Genomic DNA, 16,154 nt, shown 5'->3' on the forward strand with positions numbered 1-16,154 from the left:
GTAAAGCCTGGCGGCGGCGTGTCCGACCTCCTGCCTAGACTCGACTCCATGCCGCAGGTCGACCTGGATACCCCGCTGCCGCAGGCCGTGGGCGAGAAGGTCGCCGCGACGCTCTCGCGTGCGTTCACGATGACGACGGTCGGTGACCTCCTCGCGCACTACCCGCGTCGCTACGCCCGCCGCGGCGAGCTGACCCCGATCTCGTCCCTGCCCGTGGGCGAGATGGCGACGATCGTCGCCGAGGTGAAATCGGTTTCGGAGCGTCCGATGCGTCAGCGTCGAGGGTCGCTCATCGAAGTCGTGATCAGCGATGGCGTCGGCGAAGCGACGCTGACGTTCTTCGGACAGAAGTGGCGTCTCCAAGAGCTCCGGGTCGGGCGACAGGGCATCTTCTCGGGCAAGGTCGGGGTGTTCAAGGGAAAGCAGCAGTTCGCCCACCCCGACTACGAGCTCTTCGACGACGAGGTCGAGGCGCGCGTGACGGCGGTCGCGCGAAGCCTCGAACCGATCCCCATCTACTCCGCCACGAGCACCATCACGAGCTGGCAGCTGCGCAAGATCATCGCCGACGTCATCGCGCGGCTCGGTGACGTGCCCGATCCGCTGCCTGACGAGCTGCGTGAGCGGCGTCAGCTCCTCGATGCCCGGACGGCGCTCGTCCAGGTGCACACCCCGACCGTCCCCGAGCAGGTGCGTCCGGGTTTCGAGACCCTCCGCATGCACGAGGCATTCGTCCTCCAGGCCGCCCTCCTGCAGCACCGCATCCAGGTGCGGCGGCTCGCCGCCACCGCCCGACCCGCGGGAGACCTGCTCGAGCAGTTCGACGCCGCCTTGCCCTTCGAGCGCACCCCCGATCAGATCGCTGTCGGCGACGTGATCGCCGATGATCTCGTGAACGAGTGGCCGATGAACCGGCTGGTGCAGGGCGAGGTGGGGTCGGGCAAGACGCTCGTGGCTCTGCGCGCCATGCTGCAGGTCGCGCAGTCCGGGGGGCAGGCGGCACTCATCGCGCCGACGGAGGTCCTCGCCGCGCAGCACGTGCGATCCATCGCGAAGATGCTGGGGCCGCGGCTCGCCCCCGAGCTGATGCCCACTCTGCTCACGGGGGCGCAGCCGGCCGCTGAGCGGCGCAAGGCTGCCCTGCGGGCAGCATCCGGCCAGGCGCGGATCGTGGTGGGCACCCACGCGCTGCTGAGTGCGTCGACGACGTTCGCCGACCTCGGCCTGGTCGTCGTCGACGAGCAGCACCGATTCGGCGTCGAGCAGCGCGAGGCGCTCCGCGCGAAGGGCACCTCGCCCCACGTGCTCGTGCTGACGGCGACGCCGATCCCGCGCACCGTGGCGATGACCGTTTTCGGAGACCTCGACGTGTCGACGATCCGCACGATGCCGACCGGGCGCGCGGGCATCTCCACCTTCGTCGCGCCTCTGGCCGAGAAGCCGGGCTGGTTCGGCCGGGTGTGGGAGCGCGTGGCCGAAGAGGTCGCTCAGGGACGACAGGCCTTCGTCGTGTGTGCGGCGATCGACGCCGAGAAGGCCGTGGTCGACGACACCGACGACGCTGGCATGCTCGAAGACGGCACGCGGACGCGGACTCGCTGGGGAGTCGTTCAGGCCACCGCGATGCTCGCACAGCATCCGTCGTTCGCCGACCTCACCGTCGCGACGCTGCACGGCAAGATGCCCGCAGACGAGAAGGATGCCGTCATGCAGGCGTTCGCCCGCGGTGAGATCGACGTGCTCGTGGCCACGACAGTCGTCGAGGTCGGCGTCGATGTGCCGAACGCCTCGACCATGGTGATCCTCGAGGCTGAGCGATTCGGAGTGTCGCAGCTTCATCAGCTGCGCGGCCGCGTCGGCCGGGGCAGCGTGCCCGGGCTGTGTCTGCTGGTCACCGAGGCAGACCCCGATACGGCGGCGCGGTCACGGGTCGAGGCCGTCGCGGCCACGACCGACGGCTTCTCCCTCGCAGAGGTCGACCTCGAGCTGCGGGGCGAGGGAGACGTCCTCGGCGATGCTCAGTCAGGTGCGCGGTCATCGCTTCGTCTGCTGCGAGTCGTCGCGGATGCCGACCTGATCGCGCAGGCGCGCGACGAAGCCGCATCCGTGCTGCAGAACGACCCCGATCTGTCGGAGCATCCCGGGCTCGCCGCAGCCATCGCGCGGCGCCTGGGCGAGGACGAGCGCGGCGCGCTCCACAGGAACTAGGCTCAGACCATGAGCAACCGGATCGCGGTCGTGCCCGGCTCCTTCGATCCGCCGACCCTCGGCCATCTCGACGTCATCCGTCGGGCCGCTGCCTTGTACGACCAGCTCCACGTCCTGGTCGTCCACAACCCCGGCAAAGAGGCGATGCTCCCCATCGCGCAGCGTCAGGCGCTTCTCGAGCAGTCGATCGACGAGGCCGGGATCGAGGGTGAGATCGTCGTTGCGGCGTGGAGCATGGGACTGCTCGTCGACTACGCGACCGACGTCGGCGCCGGGATCCTCGTCAAGGGGATCCGGTCGCAGGTCGACGTGGCCTACGAGACGCCGATGGCGATCGTCAACCGGCACCTCGCTCAGATCGAGACCGTGTTCCTGCTTCCCGACCCCGCGCACGCGCTGGTGTCGAGCTCTCTCGTGCGGCAGGTCGCCTCGCTCGGCGGCGACGTGTCGCCCTTCGTGCCGGGCCCCGTCGCGCGGTTCCTCGACACGGGATCCCGCGGCATCTGAGTCCGCTCGACGCCACGGCGACTACCATGGTCGATCGTGGGTAGAAAGCACGTCACCGGACCATTCGTCATCCCCGTGCGCGACATCGTGCGCCAGCCGGGGGAGATGCGGGAGTTCGCGTTCAGCGTGCCCGCGCCCGACAAGTGGGGCGAGGGTCTCGTCTCGGTCGCCGCGGGCCGGCCGATCGATCTCGAGGTGCGCCTCGAGTCGGTGCACGAGGGCATCCTGGCCACCGCTGAGGCCGACACCGTGTATGACGGCGTCTGCGGTCGGTGCCTGACGGAACTGACACGCCCCCTCCGAATCGAGTTTCAGGAGCTCTTCGGGTATTCTGGGGACGAAGCGTCCGACTTCGAGGTTCAAGACGACCACGTGGATCTTGAAACTCCGGTCAGGGATTCGATCGTCCTGGCGCTTCCGTTCCAACCGGTGTGTCAGCCGGATTGCCCCGGGCTCGACCCGGTCACGGGTGAGAAGCTGACGCCGGGAGCGGAACCTGCGGAGCAGGTGCAGATCGACCCGCGCTGGGCCGCGCTGACGGCCTACACCCCAGACCACGACGACGCAGACCACCGCGTCGCGCCCGACACAGAGAAGAGCTAGCCATGGCAGGTAACCCCCCGAAGCGGAAGGTCTCCCGCTCCAACACGCGTTCGCGTCGCGCGCAGTGGAAGGCCGAGGCTCCCACGCTCGTCAAGACCATCGAGAACGGCAAGGTCGTCTACAGCCGCCCCCACCAGGCGAAGGTCGTCACCGACTCGCAGGGCACCGAGCTGTTCCTCGAGTACAAGGGTCGCAAGGTCGCTGACGTCTGACGACGCGCGGCGTGACTGAGAACACCACCGAGCGCTCCGCGCTCACCGACAAGCTCGGGGTCGACATCGACCCCGAGCTTCTGTCGCTTGCCCTCACCCACCGTTCGTACGCGTACGAGAACGGCGGGACGCCTCACAACGAGCGTCTCGAGTTCCTCGGCGACTCGATCCTGGGCCAAGCCGTGACCGTGCATCTTTTCCGCACGCATCCCGATCTCGACGAGGGTGCGCTGGCCAAGCGTCGCGCGAGCGTCGTGTCGACGATCGCCTTGGCCGAGGTCGCTCGGACGATCGGGCTCGGCGACCACATCAAGCTGGGCCGCGGCGAGACGCAGACCGGCGGGCGCGATAAAGACTCGATCCTCGCCGACGCCATGGAGGCCGTGATCGGAGCGGCCTTCCTCTCGGCCGGTCCCGAGCGGGCGCAGGAACTCGTCCTCCGTCTCGTCGCGCCACTTCTGGCGGACCCCGCGCGTTACGGCGCGGCGATGGACCCGAAGACCTCCCTGCAAGAGCTCGCCGCTCACCTGGGCGTTGCGCCGCCGGTCTACGGCATCGAGGCCTCGGGACCCGACCACCACCGGGTCTTCACCGCGACCGTCACCGTCGGGGACGTGTCACGCGAGGGCGTGGGAAGCAGCAAGAAGCAGGCCGAGATGGCGGCCGCCCTTGCTGTGTGGCACGTGCTGTCTGCCCGTGCCTGAGCTGCCCGAAGTCGAGGTCGTGCGCGCCGGTCTCGAGCCGGCCGTCGTCGGCGCACGGATCGAGGCGTGCACGGTGCTCGACGCTCGCGCGCTCACGCGCCACGTCGGAACGCCGGCGTCGTTCGAGCAGGAGTTGACCGGACGCTCCGTCACCGCCGTCGCGCGACGCGGCAAGTTCCTCTGGTTTCCCGTGGAGGGCACCCAGCGTGCGGTCATCGCCCACCTCGGAATGAGCGGGCAGATGCTGCTGCGCGAGCCCGGTGCGCCGACCGAGCGCCACGAACGCATCCGCTGGGACATCGTGCACCCGGAGCACGGCGAGCTCTCCGTCCTGTTCGTCGACCAGCGGACCTTCGGCTCTCTCGCGGTGGACGACCTCGAACCCACAGTGGACGGCGCACCAGCCGGGCGCGGAACGGATGCGGCACTGATCCCGGGGCAGGTGCGGCACATCGCCCGCGACCCCCTCGACCCGGCGTTCGACGCTCCGCGGCTTCATCGGGAGCTCGCCCGGCGGTCGTCCGGCATCAAGCGCGTTCTGCTCGACCAGGGCGTGGTCAGCGGCATCGGCAACATCTACGCCGACGAGGCGCTGTGGGCTGCCCGCATCCATCCCGGGACCGCCGCGTCCCTCCTTTCGCGCCCAGCGCGGGAGCGCCTGCTCGAGGCCGTCGTCGCGGTGATGACGAAGGCTCTCGCCGAAGGCGGCACGAGCTTCGACGCCCAGTACGTCAACGTCAACGGCCAGGCCGGCTACTTCGCGCACTCGCTCGAGGCCTATGGCCGCACCGGAGCGGAGTGCTCGCGGTGCGGCTCGGCCATCGTCCGGGTCGCGTTCACGAATCGCTCATCGCACTACTGCCCGCGCTGCCAGCGTCGTCGCCACTGAGCCGCTTCTTCCAAGCGCCCTCGTATGACAGCGGGCGGAACCCGAGGGCCTCGTTGATGTCGAGCATCGGGCGATTCTCTTCGGCGTTGTAGGTGATGACGCGGGGTGATTCGGGGGCGATGTCGCGCCACGCGACGAGGCCCGCGCACTTCACGAGCATTCCCAGCCGGTGGCCCCGGTGGCTCGCCGACACGAGCGTGTCGTGCTGATGGGTCGCGCCGGTGCGGTCGGAGCCGATCATGAGTTCGTTGAAGGCCGCGAGCTCGCCGGTCTTGATGTGCTGCGCCGCGGTCACGAGCAGTGTCTGGTCCGCTTCGACGTAGCGCGCATCGTGGCGGGCCAGGCGCGCGGCATCCCACTCTTCCTCGTCCACCTCGAGGCCGGCGGCAGGGGCGTCGGTCGACATGCGCGACTTGAGCCAGGCGTACCCTTCGACGAACTCCGGCGGCGTCGGCGCGGTCCATCGCACCACGCGGTACCCGGCGGCCGCCACCGTGGCTCTCGCCAGGTGATCATCGACGACGGTGGCGGAGTCGGTCAGATCGAGCACGCTCTTCCGATTGATCTGCTCGAGCGTGTAGCCGTGACGCAGCAGGAAGCGCGCGGCATGGTCGCGCGGAATGTCGCCGTACCCCGTCGGAGCGGCCAGCCTGTCGCCCGGCTCATCGGGATGCTCGGCGTACGTCTGCAGAACGTGGCGGCCATGGTCGCGGGCGGTCCGCTCGACGAGCGCGTGGGCCTGCGAACCGATGCCTAGTCCGCGGACCTCGCGCAGGAGTTCGATGAGCCAGTACGCGCTGTCGGATCCGGCTTCGTGGGGGATGTCGAGCCCCACGCGCCCGACGACTCTGCCGTCCCATACCGCGAGCCAGCTGAATCTCGTCTCGTCCGGGCTCGGGCGATAGTGGGGGAGCAGCTCGTCGGGGCGGGCGGTATCGTCATCGCCGCCGGTGATCTCGCGATACACGAGATTGCGCACGCGCACCATCTCGCAGAAATCCGCGGCGTCCGGTGCATCGATCCTCTCAGGGATGCGGAGGGGGCGCAGCTCGAGCCGCGCAGTGATGTCGTTCATGATTCTCTTTCGGCGGCGTGGGGTCTCGTCACCGAGACCCCACGCGGATCAACGGTAGGGAGTGAGCAGGTACGCGCGTTCCCAGTGCCGCTCGCGCGCCTCGCGGGCGGCGAGCTGTTCGCGGCGGTACGCGACCTCGGGCGCAGAGCTGGCGCCGCGGTTCGCGCTCCACACGATGAGGCGCAGTGCGATGCGCAGCGCAAGGCGCTGGGCGAGGGTCGGACGGCCGAGAGCCGTCTGCTCGGAAATGGCGGGCCGCGCAGGCGCGACCTCGGGACGTCGTTGTACGACGGTGTTCATGGTGTCCTCGTTCGAAGAGGGCGGACGTGCGATGGCGACGATGTGCGTCGCAGGTGCAGCCGTCGGCTGCGGCCCGGCGCGAGTTGTCGCGCGGGCGGAGAGGCGGAACGGGGCGAGGGACTCGCGGACTCAGACGTTCAGCGGAGCACCCATGACGGCGGCTCCACCGATCACGCAGGAGAAACGGTCGCGGTGCTCGGAACGAACAGCAACAGCGTTAAACGCGGTGACAGAAATCAACATCGGGGAACCTCCTTTCGTCAGGGATGCGGGAAGTGACGCTAGCGGTCCGCCCGGTGCGGCGTCAAGTCCGGCTCGTCATCCTCCGGTAGCGTGTGGGCATCCACCGAGCGCCGGGAGGGCCCGACATGCACCTGAAGAGCGTCACGCTCAAGGGCTTCAAGTCGTTCGCCCAACCGACCACTTTCGTGCTCGAGCCGGGCGTCACCTGCATCGTCGGGCCCAACGGCTCGGGCAAGTCGAACGTCGTCGACGCGCTCGCCTGGGTCATGGGCGAGCAGGGGGCCAAGACCCTCCGCGGCGGGAAGATGGAAGACGTCATCTTCGCAGGCACTGCCACGCGCGGTCCGCTCGGTCGCGCCGAGGTCCAGCTGACGATCGACAACCACGACGGCGTGCTTCCGATCGAGTACGCCGAGGTGACGATCAGCCGCACGCTGTTCCGCAACGGATCGAGCGAGTACGCGATCAACGGCGAGACGTGCCGACTGCTCGACGTGCAGGAGCTCCTGAGCGACTCCGGTCTCGGTCGCGAAATGCACGTGATCGTCGGGCAGGGCCGGCTCGACACCGTGCTGCAGGCGAGCGCGGAGGACCGGCGCGGTTTCATCGAGGAAGCGGCGGGCATTCTGAAGCACCGCCGCCGCAAAGAGAAGACGGTTCGCAAGCTCGAGGCGATGGAGGCCAATCTCACGCGGTTGAGCGACCTGGCGGGCGAACTGCGGCGGCAGCTGAAGCCCCTCGGCAAGCAGGCCGAGATCGCACGTGAAGCCGCGACGATCGCCGCCGTCGTCCGCGACGCGAAGGCGAGGCTGTACGCCGACGACCTCGTCGCGCTGCGCTCCCAGCTCGCCGACCACGCACGCGACGAGCACGAGCGGCACGCCGAACGCCTCGTGCTGCAGGACCGGCTCGACGGCGTCAAACGACGCATCGACGAGCTCGAGGCCGAGCAGCGATCCGAGGCCGTCGACAGGGCACGCGCCACCGCGTTCGCGCTCGAGCAGGTCCAGGAGCGGGCGCGCGGACTGCACACGCTCGCGGCGCAGCGCCGCGCTCTTCTCGAGGACGACGGCCAGCTCTCGATCGAGGTCGCCACGGTGGGACAGGCGGCGATCGACGAGGCCCGCCAGGAGGTGGACGAGATCGCTTCGGGCGTCGGCGACGCGCAGGATGCCGCCGCCGCGGCATCCCGGGATGTGATTCGAGCGCGTGCCGAGTTGGATGCTCTCGACTCCGACATCGCCGCGCAGAGCGCTCTCGTCTCCGAGCACGACATGCGGCTGACCAAGCTCCGCGGCCGAGCAGACGCCGCCGCGTCGCGCTTGGAAGCTCTGCGCGCGACGGTCGAACGGCAGCAGCGGGGGCTGGACGCCGCACGGACGCGGCGCGCGGAGGCTGAGGCGGCCCTCGAGCAGGTCCAGTCCGAAGCGGCTCCCGAGGCGAGCTCCGCCGAGCACACGGCTGCGTACGAGCGCGCTCAGCGCGAGGCGACGGAGGCGGAGACGACGCTCGCGGGCATCCGTGAGCGGCTGCACGCGGCCGAGCGCGAGGTCGAGTCGCTGACGGCGCAGACGGCTGCGCTCGGGCGGGCGCTCGAGGTCCGCAACGCGGCCGCCGATCTGCTGTCGCGCGGCGACGATGGGCTGCGGTCACTCGTCGCCGACGCCCTGAAGGTGGAACCGGGATACGAAGCGCCTGTCGCTGCGGCGCTGGGGGCGCTGGCCGAGGGCGTGCTCGCCGCCGATGTGCCCGCAGCGCTGCGGGCGGCAGCCACCGCTGCCGAAGACGACCTCGGTGTCGTCGACATCGTCCTCGCGCATGCCGACCGGGGAGAGGCTGTCAACGCCGTGCCGGGCGCTGTGCGTGCGATCGACGTCGTCAGCGGGCCCGACGGCGTCGTCGGCCAGCTCGAGCAGGTGCTCGTCGCTGATGACCTCGAGACAGCAGTCCGTATCCGCGATGCATGGTCGGCGAGCGAACGCGGACGCGCCGTCGTCGTGACCAAGCAGGGCGAGCTGGTCTCGTGGCGCACGGTCCGAGCCGGATCCGGCGAGGGCCGGTCACGTCTCGAACTCGCCGCGGAGCGAGACGCGGCGGCTGACCGGCTGAGCGAGATGACCGTCGTCGCCGACGCGCTCCGGGAGTCGCTGACCGATGCGCAGGCAGCCTGGACCGAGGCTCGCGCCCGGACGAGGACAGCGCTCGAGACGCTGCGTGCCCACGATGCGGCGCTCGCGGCCGACGCGGAAAAGCTCAACCGAGCCACCGTGCGGTACGAAGCGGCCATCGCAGAATGCGACCGGCTCGAGGCAGGCATCGCGCCGGCTGTCTCGGCCGCGACCGAGGCCGAGTCAGCGGCCCGCGATGCCGAGGAAGCGCTCGCGGCGGCGGCTGCGGCGCCGCGCCCGATCCTCGACGCATCGGCGCGTGACGGTCTCCTCGAAGCCCTCGAACAGGCTCGCGAACGCGAGATGCGCGCACGCCTCGACGTCGAGACCCTGCGAGAGCGCGTGCGAGCCGGCGAGGCCCGCGTGGTTCAGCTCGAACGCCAGCGCGAGCGAGAGCGCGCCGCCGCCGCCGAGGCCGCCCGACGCGCCGTCATCCGGCGGCAGCAGCGTGCGATCGCGGATGCCGTCGCCGCACAACTGCCGCCGCTGCTCGAATCGATCGACAGGTCCGTCGCCGCCGCCCGCGTGGAACTGGGGAGGGCTGAGCAGGCGCGGAGCGAGATCACGAGCGAGCTCGCCGAGCTGCGCCGCCAGGATCAGTCGGCGCGCAGCCGGCTCTCGGCCCTGACCGAGTCGGTGCACGGACTCGAGATGCAGATGCACGAGAAGAAGCTGCACGTGACGAGTCTGCTCGAACGCGTCGGGTCGGAACTGGGCTTCGACGAGGACATTCTCGTTTCGGAATATGGGCCGGACCACCCCGCCCTCGACGATTCCGGCGAGCCGGTGCCCTTCGATCGCGCCGCTCAGCGCCGTCGCCTCGCGGAGGCGGAGCGGAAGCTCGCGCAGCTCGGGCGCGTGAACCCTCTGGCGCTGGAAGAGTACGCCGCGCTCGAGCAGCGGCACGCGTTTCTCACGGAACAGCTCGCGGATCTGACCCAGACCCGCTCGGACCTGCTGACGATCATCGGCGAGCTGGACGAGCGGATGCAGACGATCTTCCTGGCCGCCTTCGAGGACACGAAGGTCGCATTCGGCGAGGTATTCCCGATCCTGTTCCCCGGGGGCACCGGCAGCATCTCGCTGACCGATCCCGACAACCCGCTCACGACCGGCATCGAGGTCGCGGTGCGACCTGTGGGTAAGAAGATCGAGAGGTTGTCGCTCCTCTCGGGCGGCGAGCGTTCCCTCGCCGCTGTCGCTCTTCTGACGGCCATCTTCAAGGCGCGGCCGAGCCCGTTCTACATCCTCGACGAGGTGGAGGCAGCGCTCGACGACGCGAATCTCGGACGCCTGCTCGGCGTGTTCGAACAGCTCCGCGAATCGAGCCAGCTCATCGTCATCACGCACCAGAAGCGCACGATGGAGATCGCGGACGCGCTCTACGGCGTCTCGATGCGCCAGGACGGAGTGTCGGCGGTCGTCGGTCAGCGCGTTCGGGAGCGCGCGGGCGCCGTAGGCTGAGGGTATGGCCGACAATCCCTGGTCGCTCTCGCGCGCGCTGCGCGGGCTCTTCGTCAAGCCGACCATCGACGAGAACACGTGGGACGATCTCGAGACGGCGCTGCTGACCGCCGACTTCGGGCCCGACATCACGGAGCGTCTCGTCGATGACCTGCGCGACAAGGTGGAGCGGTACCGCACGACCGACCCCCGCGACCTCCAGCGCATGCTCAAGGAGACCCTGGAGGAGCGGTTCGCCGCGTTCGACTCGACCCTGCGTCTGACGGAGCGTCCCGCCGTCGTCCTGGTCGTCGGGGTGAACGGCGTGGGGAAGACCACGACGATCGGCAAGTTCGCGAAGTTCCTCCAGCGTTACGGCCGGTCGGTCGTCGTCGGAGCCGCCGACACCTTCCGTGCGGCCGCGGTCGACCAGCTCGCGACGTGGGCCGAGCGCGGAGGCGCGCAGATCGTCCGTCCGCAACAGGAAGGCCAGGACCCGGCCTCGGTTGCGTTCCAGACGATCGACTACGCCAAGCGGGCCGGCACGGAGATCGTGCTCGTCGACACGGCCGGCCGTCTGCACACCAAGGGTGGGCTGATGGACGAGCTCACCAAGATCCGGCGCGTCATAGAGAAGCAGGCGCCGATCAGCGAGGTGCTGCTCGTTCTCGACGCGACGACCGGGCAGAACGGCGTGATGCAGGCCGAGGCGTTCCTCGAGCACGCGGGAGTGACCGGCCTGGTCCTGACGAAGCTCGACGGCTCCGCACGTGGCGGATTCGTCCTCGCCGTGCAGGAGCGCACCGGCATCCCCGTGAAACTTCTCGGCCAGGGCGAGGGAATCAACGACCTCACGGGCTTCACCCCGCACGTCTTCGCGTCGGCGCTCGTCGAGTGAGTCGCGCGCCGCGCCGCATCACCACTTCCCCCGCACCCTCACGGCTGGTTTCATAAACACATGGCGATCGAGCACGACTACTTCGGACTCCTCGAGTCGGGGCCGGACGGATCGATCTTCTGGTCGGATCACGTCGAGATCGGCGATCAGACGGTCACCGTCGATCTGACGGCTCCGGATCAGGACGACGTCTCGGCTGCCGCGCTGGATGTCGCCGCCGCCATGATCTCGGCGATCGAATCGATCGATCTCTCCGCCCGCAACGCGATGGTCTCCGAGCTGAACGACCGCACCAGCGAGGTGACGGAGTTCATCCTCCAGCAGCAGGAGGAGCTCGGAGAGGACATCGAGTCGTACCTCGTGGACATCTCGGGCGACGTCCACATGGACGTCATCCGGTCGTTGCAGCTGATCAGCATGACGATCCTGGCCGATGAGCACGGGGGATCGGACCCATTCGCGGTGCTCGAGTACGCGCTCGACCCCGATTCGACCGAAGAGGTGCTCCTGGTGAATCTCACGAGCGACGGCAGCATCCAGTCGGTCACCAGCGCCGACTGACGTGCAGACCTTTCTGCCGTATCCCTCGTTCGCCCAGTCGGCGGCGGCCCTCGACACGGCGCGGCTCGGCAAGCAGCGCGTGGAGACGCTGCAGCTGCTCCGGGCCAACACGGTCCCGGGATACGGATGGCGCAACCATCCGGCCGCCAAGATGTGGCGCGGCTATCTGCCGGCCCTCACGGCGTACGGCCTTGCGATGACGGACGCGTGGATCGCCGCCGGTCGCCCGGACACGGTCCGGCCGCAACTGCTGCAGTTCGCTCCCGATGTCGATGGGATGCCCGAGAGCGAACTCGAGATGCCGCCGTGGCTGGGCGATGAGGCGTTCCACCTGTCTCACCGCTCGAACCTCGTGCGCAAGGATGCCGCGTTCTACCGGCCGCGCTTCGGTGACGTTCCCGACGACCTGCCGTATGTCTGGCCGCCGGACCCGACCGCGTCCTGAGACCTCGCGGCCGGGCCGGCACGGCGTCAGACGGCCTGCGCGAATCCGGACTGGGCCGAGTCGGCGAGGTGCGCGAGATGGGGCGGGATCTCCCGGCCCTTGGCAGTCATGGACTGCGCCCACAGGCGCCCGGCCCGGTAGGACGACCGCACGAGCGGTCCGGCGAGCACGCCGAGGAAGCCGATGCGTTCCGCTTCCTCACGGAAGCCGACGAACTCCTCCGGCTTGACCCAGCGGTCGACCGGCAGGTGACGAGGCGTGGGACGCAGGTACTGCGTGATCGTGATGATGTCGGTGCCCGCGTCATGGAGGTCCTGGAGGGCCTGGACGATCTCCTCGGGCGTCTCGCCCATCCCGAGGATGAGGTTCGACTTGGTGATGAGTCCCGCGTCACGGGCGCGCGTGATCACGCCCAGGGAGCGCTCGTAACGGAAGGCTGGCCGGATCCGCTTGAAGATGCGGGGGACCGTCTCGACGTTGTGTGCGAAGACCTCGGGTCGTGACGCGAACACCTCGTCGAGCTGCGCCGCGTCGCCGTTGAAGTCCGTCGCGAGAATCTCCACGCCCGTGCCCGGGTTCTCCGCGTGGATCCGTCGCACCGTCTCCGCGTGGAGCCAGGCTCCGCCATCGGCGAGGTCGTCGCGCGCCACCCCGGTGACCGTCGCGTAGCGCAGCTGCATCCGGCTGACGCTCTCGGCGACGCGGCGCGGCTCGTCGGTGTCGTATTCGGCCGGCTTGCCCGTGTCGATCTGGCAGAAGTCGCACCGACGCGTGCACTGCGAGCCGCCGATGAGGAAGGTCGCCTCCCGGTCCTCCCAGCATTCGTAGATGTTCGGGCATCCCGCTTCCTGGCAGACCGTGTGGAGTCCCTCTTCTTTGACCAGATCATGCAGAGCGCGATACTCCTCGCCCATCCGCGCCTTCGTCTTGATCCACTCCGGCTTGCGCTCGATCGGCGTCTGCGCGTTGCGCACTTCCAGGCGCAGGAGCTTGCGCCCTTCCGGACCACCCGCGGCGGGAGCGGCGGGCACGGCGCAGCCGCCGCTCATGCTGCGGCCGCCGTCTCGAACTCGGCGCGGAACCGACACGCGACGGTGTCCACCACATCCGCGGGGGAGACGCTTCTGCCCAGCACTGTCGAGAGGGAAGCGACGCCGGCATCGGCGATGCCGCACGGGATGATCTGCTCGAACGGGGCGAGGTCGTTGTCGCAGTTGAGGGCGAAGCCGTGCATCGTCACGCCGCGCTGAACCCGCACACCGATGGCCGCGATCTTCGCGTCTCGGCCGTCCTGACTCACCCAGACGCCGCTTCGGCCCGTCACCTGACAGGCCGCGACGCCCAGGTCGGCGACGACGTCGATCAGCATCCGCTCGAGCCGCCGCACGTGCGAGACCACGTCCACCGGCTCGGGGAGCCGCAGAATCGGATACCCCACCAGCTGGCCCGGCCCGTGCCAGGTGATCTTCCCACCGCGGTCGACCTCGACGACGGCGGTGCCGTCTGTCGGTCGCTCGCCGGGCTCGGTTCGCGCTCCGGCGGTGAACACCGGCTCGTGCTCGAGCAGGAGCAGCGTGTCGGGGCCACCGGCGACGACCGCGTCGTGGACACGGCGCTGCAGCTCCCAGCCTTCTGCGTAGGGGACGACGGCGGGGGCGAGCCCCACGACGCGGACATCGAGCACGGTTCCTCCTCGAATACTGGACCGCGTCCAACAATACGACACGCCTAGGCTGTCCTGGTGACGTCCTCCACCCGCGCCGGCCGGCCTCGCGTATCGTCCCGCGAGACCCTCGCGGAGGCCGCCTGCGAGCTCTTCCTCGAGCGCGGTTATGAGGCGACGACGGTCGCCGACATCACCCGACGCGCCGGTGTCAGCCGTTCGAGCTTCTTCAACTACTTCTCGTCGAAGTCGGCCGTCCTGTGGTCCGGACTCGATGAGCGGATCGGCGAGCTCGAGCTCGGTCTGCGACGCGCCGGCGGTGTCGACGACGTCGCGTCCGCGGTGGCGGAGCTCGCCCGCGGCTTCGCCCCCGACGCGTTGGCGCTCGCGATCGTCAACGATGTCGCGATGGGGCTGTCCGACGAGCTCGCGCGAGATGGCGCACTGCGGGCCGCCCGCATCGCGAGAGCCGTCGCCGCGGCCCTGCACGGGTCTGGGACGGAACGACTCGAAGCCGACATCCTCGGCGCCGCCTGGGGCGGTGCTGTGCTCGGAGCCGTCCGCTCCTGGGCGCGCGGGGGAGCGGGTCGGACGGATCTGGCGCACGAGATGGTCCGAGCGATCGCGATCGTCCGGGGGCGCTGACCGGGTCAGCTGCTCGCATAGAATCGAGGGATCATGGCAACTTTCGGCACGCTCTCCGACCGTCTTACCGAGACCTTCCGGAATCTCCGCACCAAGGGAAAGCTCTCGGCGGCTGACGTCGACCAGACCGTCCGTGAGATCCGCCGCGCGCTTCTCGACGCCGACGTCGCCCTCGCGGTGGTCAAGGAGTTCACCGCCAAGGTGCGTGAGCGCGCGCTCGGCGATGAGGTGAACCGTGCGCTGAACCCTGCCCAGCAGGTCGTTCAGATCGTCAACGAGGAGCTCGTGGGCATCCTCGGCGGCGAGCAGCGACGACTGCAGTTCGCGAAGAACCCGCCCACCGTCATCATGCTCGCGGGCCTCCAGGGCTCGGGTAAGACCACGTTCGCCGGCAAGCTCGCGAAGCAGCTCGAGAAGGACGGTCACACGCCTCTTCTCGTCGCGTGCGACCTCCAGCGGCCGAACGCCGTGAACCAGCTTCAGGTCGTGGCCGAGCGTGCCGGCGCCGCCATCTACGCGCCCGAGCCCGGCAACGGAGTCGGCGACCCCGTGCGAGTCGCCCGTGACGGTGTCGAGCACGCACGCCGCCAGCAGCACGATGTCGTCATCATCGACACCGCGGGACGCCTCGGCGTCGATGCGGAGCTCATGAAGCAGGCCGCCTCGATCCGCAAGGCCACCGATCCCGACGAGGTGCTCTTCGTCATCGACGCGATGATCGGTCAGGACGCGGTGAACACCGCGAAGGCGTTCCAGGAAGGCGTCGACTTCACCGGCGTCGTCCTGTCCAAGCTCGACGGCGACGCACGCGGTGGTGCTGCGCTCTCGGTCGCCTCGGTCACCCAGCGGCCGATCATCTTCGCGTCCACGGGTGAGGGCCTCGACGACCTCGAGCCCTTCCACCCGGACCGCATGGCCAGCCGCATCCTCGACCTCGGCGACATCCTCACTCTGATCGAGCAGGCACAGCAGGCGTTCGACGAGCAGGAGGCCCTCGCGGTCGCCGAGAAGCTCGCGAAGGAGCAGTTCACGCTCGAGGACTTCCTCGACCAGCTTCAGCAGATGAAGAAGATGGGGTCGATGAAGAAGATGCTCGGCATGCTGCCGGGCATGGGGCAGATGAAGCAGCAGCTCGAGCAGTTCGACGAGCGCGAGATCGACCGCACCGAGGCGATCATCCGGTCGATGACGCCGGCGGAGCGTCGCAACCCGAAGGTCCTCAACGGCTCGCGCCGCCTGCGCATCGCCCGCGGTTCGGGGATGACGGTGACCGACGTCAACCAGCTCGTGCAGCGCTTCGAGCAGGCGGCGAAGATGATGAAGACGGTCGCTCGCGGTGGCGTTCCCAACATCCCCGGAATGGGGCCGATGGGCGGCAAGCCCGGCGCCTCGAGCAAGCGCGGCAAGCAGGCCAAGAACAAGGGCGGTTCGCGTTCGGGCAACCCGGCGAAGCGGGCCGCAGAGAATGCCGGCCTCGCGACCGCGACGGCGCCGACCGGTTCGGGCTTCGGTCTCGGAGCCGGCGGTCAGGCTCAGCCGAGCGAGGCCGACCTCGCCGAGATCCAGAAGCTCTTCGGCAAGGGCTGAGTC

The 16,154-nt window shown here is 69.4% G+C and carries 16 protein-coding genes; 12 read left to right on the forward strand and 4 right to left on the reverse strand.

The genetic code is table 11. The features are described from left to right. Positions 1 to 48: 48 nt before the first annotated feature. The 6 genes from DO944_RS02890 to mutM all read left to right on the forward strand — a co-directional run bounded on the left by DO944_RS02890 (position 49) and on the right by mutM (position 5,123). Positions 49 to 2,208, forward strand: a complete 2,160-nt coding sequence (locus DO944_RS02890) for an ATP-dependent DNA helicase RecG (RefSeq protein ID WP_112614460.1) — start codon at positions 49 to 51, stop codon at positions 2,206 to 2,208. Between the two features lie 9 nt (positions 2,209 to 2,217). Further along, positions 2,218 to 2,715, forward strand: coding sequence for a pantetheine-phosphate adenylyltransferase (gene coaD, locus DO944_RS02895; RefSeq protein WP_112614462.1), 498 nt, complete (start codon positions 2,218 to 2,220; stop codon positions 2,713 to 2,715). A 105-nt stretch (positions 2,716 to 2,820) separates the two neighbouring features. Continuing rightward, on the forward strand, positions 2,821 to 3,318 hold the full coding sequence (locus DO944_RS02900; protein ID WP_112615121.1) for a DUF177 domain-containing protein: 498 nt from the start codon (positions 2,821 to 2,823) through the stop codon (positions 3,316 to 3,318). Between the two features lie 2 nt (positions 3,319 to 3,320). Further along, the gene (gene rpmF / locus DO944_RS02905; RefSeq protein ID WP_019179169.1) at positions 3,321 to 3,530 is read left to right on the forward strand and encodes a 50S ribosomal protein L32; all 210 of its coding nucleotides are present in this window, start codon (positions 3,321 to 3,323) and stop codon (positions 3,528 to 3,530) included. Between the two features lie 11 nt (positions 3,531 to 3,541). Further along, positions 3,542 to 4,234: a ribonuclease III gene (gene rnc / locus DO944_RS02910; protein ID WP_112614464.1), complete on the forward strand. Its 693-nt coding sequence runs from the start codon at positions 3,542 to 3,544 to the stop codon at positions 4,232 to 4,234. Continuing rightward, on the forward strand, positions 4,227 to 5,123 hold the full coding sequence (gene mutM, locus DO944_RS02915) for a bifunctional DNA-formamidopyrimidine glycosylase/DNA-(apurinic or apyrimidinic site) lyase (RefSeq protein ID WP_112614466.1): 897 nt from the start codon (positions 4,227 to 4,229) through the stop codon (positions 5,121 to 5,123). Before rnc ends, mutM begins: the two co-directional genes overlap by 8 nt. Here the strand turns inward: mutM and DO944_RS02920 are convergent. Then, a complete protein-coding gene (locus tag DO944_RS02920; protein ID WP_112614468.1) occupies positions 5,071 to 6,198 on the reverse strand; it encodes a GNAT family N-acetyltransferase in 1,128 nt (375 codons plus the stop codon). The two genes, mutM and DO944_RS02920, sit on opposite strands and share 53 nt — an antisense overlap. 48 nt (positions 6,199 to 6,246) lie before the next feature. Continuing rightward, positions 6,247 to 6,498, reverse strand: a complete 252-nt coding sequence (locus tag DO944_RS02925) for a hypothetical protein (RefSeq protein ID WP_112614470.1) — start codon at positions 6,496 to 6,498, stop codon at positions 6,247 to 6,249. Positions 6,499 to 6,866: 368 nt separating this feature from the next. Between DO944_RS02925 and smc the strand changes: the two genes are divergently transcribed. Genes smc through DO944_RS02945 form a run of 4 tightly spaced genes read left to right on the forward strand, consistent with a single transcriptional unit; the run spans position 6,867 to position 12,256 of the window. After that, a complete protein-coding gene (smc, locus tag DO944_RS02930) occupies positions 6,867 to 10,373 on the forward strand; it encodes a chromosome segregation protein SMC (RefSeq protein ID WP_112614472.1) in 3,507 nt (1,168 codons plus the stop codon). A 4-nt stretch (positions 10,374 to 10,377) separates the two neighbouring features. Next, a complete protein-coding gene (gene ftsY, locus DO944_RS02935; protein ID WP_112614474.1) occupies positions 10,378 to 11,250 on the forward strand; it encodes a signal recognition particle-docking protein FtsY in 873 nt (290 codons plus the stop codon). 60 nt (positions 11,251 to 11,310) lie between these two features. Further along, entirely contained in the window at positions 11,311 to 11,811 is a 501-nt protein-coding gene (locus DO944_RS02940) for a DUF2004 domain-containing protein (RefSeq protein WP_023950989.1), read from the forward strand. 1 nt (position 11,812) lies between these two features. Continuing rightward, positions 11,813 to 12,256 carry an MSMEG_6728 family protein gene (locus tag DO944_RS02945; protein ID WP_112614476.1) on the forward strand — a complete coding sequence of 148 codons (444 nt, stop codon included), beginning with the start codon at positions 11,813 to 11,815 and terminating at the stop codon, positions 12,254 to 12,256. 26 nt (positions 12,257 to 12,282) lie between these two features. Here the strand turns inward: DO944_RS02945 and lipA are convergent, their stop codons facing one another. Then, positions 12,283 to 13,305: a lipoyl synthase gene (gene lipA, locus DO944_RS02950; protein WP_112614478.1), complete on the reverse strand. Its 1,023-nt coding sequence runs from the start codon at positions 13,303 to 13,305 to the stop codon at positions 12,283 to 12,285. Continuing rightward, complete coding sequence (gene lipB / locus DO944_RS02955; RefSeq protein ID WP_112614480.1) at positions 13,302 to 13,940, reverse strand: lipoyl(octanoyl) transferase LipB; 639 nt, start codon at positions 13,938 to 13,940, stop codon at positions 13,302 to 13,304. The genes lipA and lipB overlap by 4 nt, the downstream gene beginning before the upstream one ends. 57 nt (positions 13,941 to 13,997) lie before the next feature. On the opposite strand from lipB, the gene DO944_RS02960 reads away from it, so the two are divergent. Together DO944_RS02960 and ffh are read left to right on the forward strand one after the other, a co-directional pair. Continuing rightward, positions 13,998 to 14,564: a TetR/AcrR family transcriptional regulator gene (locus tag DO944_RS02960; protein ID WP_112614482.1), complete on the forward strand. Its 567-nt coding sequence runs from the start codon at positions 13,998 to 14,000 to the stop codon at positions 14,562 to 14,564. 33 nt (positions 14,565 to 14,597) lie between these two features. Next, complete coding sequence (gene ffh, locus DO944_RS02965) at positions 14,598 to 16,151, forward strand: signal recognition particle protein (RefSeq protein WP_094261654.1); 1,554 nt, start codon at positions 14,598 to 14,600, stop codon at positions 16,149 to 16,151. The last annotated feature ends 3 nt before the right edge of the window (positions 16,152 to 16,154 follow it).

Source organism: Microbacterium sp. SMR1 (assembly GCF_003289625.1).
In the GTDB taxonomy this organism is placed as follows: Bacteria; Actinomycetota; Actinomycetes; order Actinomycetales; family Microbacteriaceae; genus Microbacterium; species Microbacterium plantarum.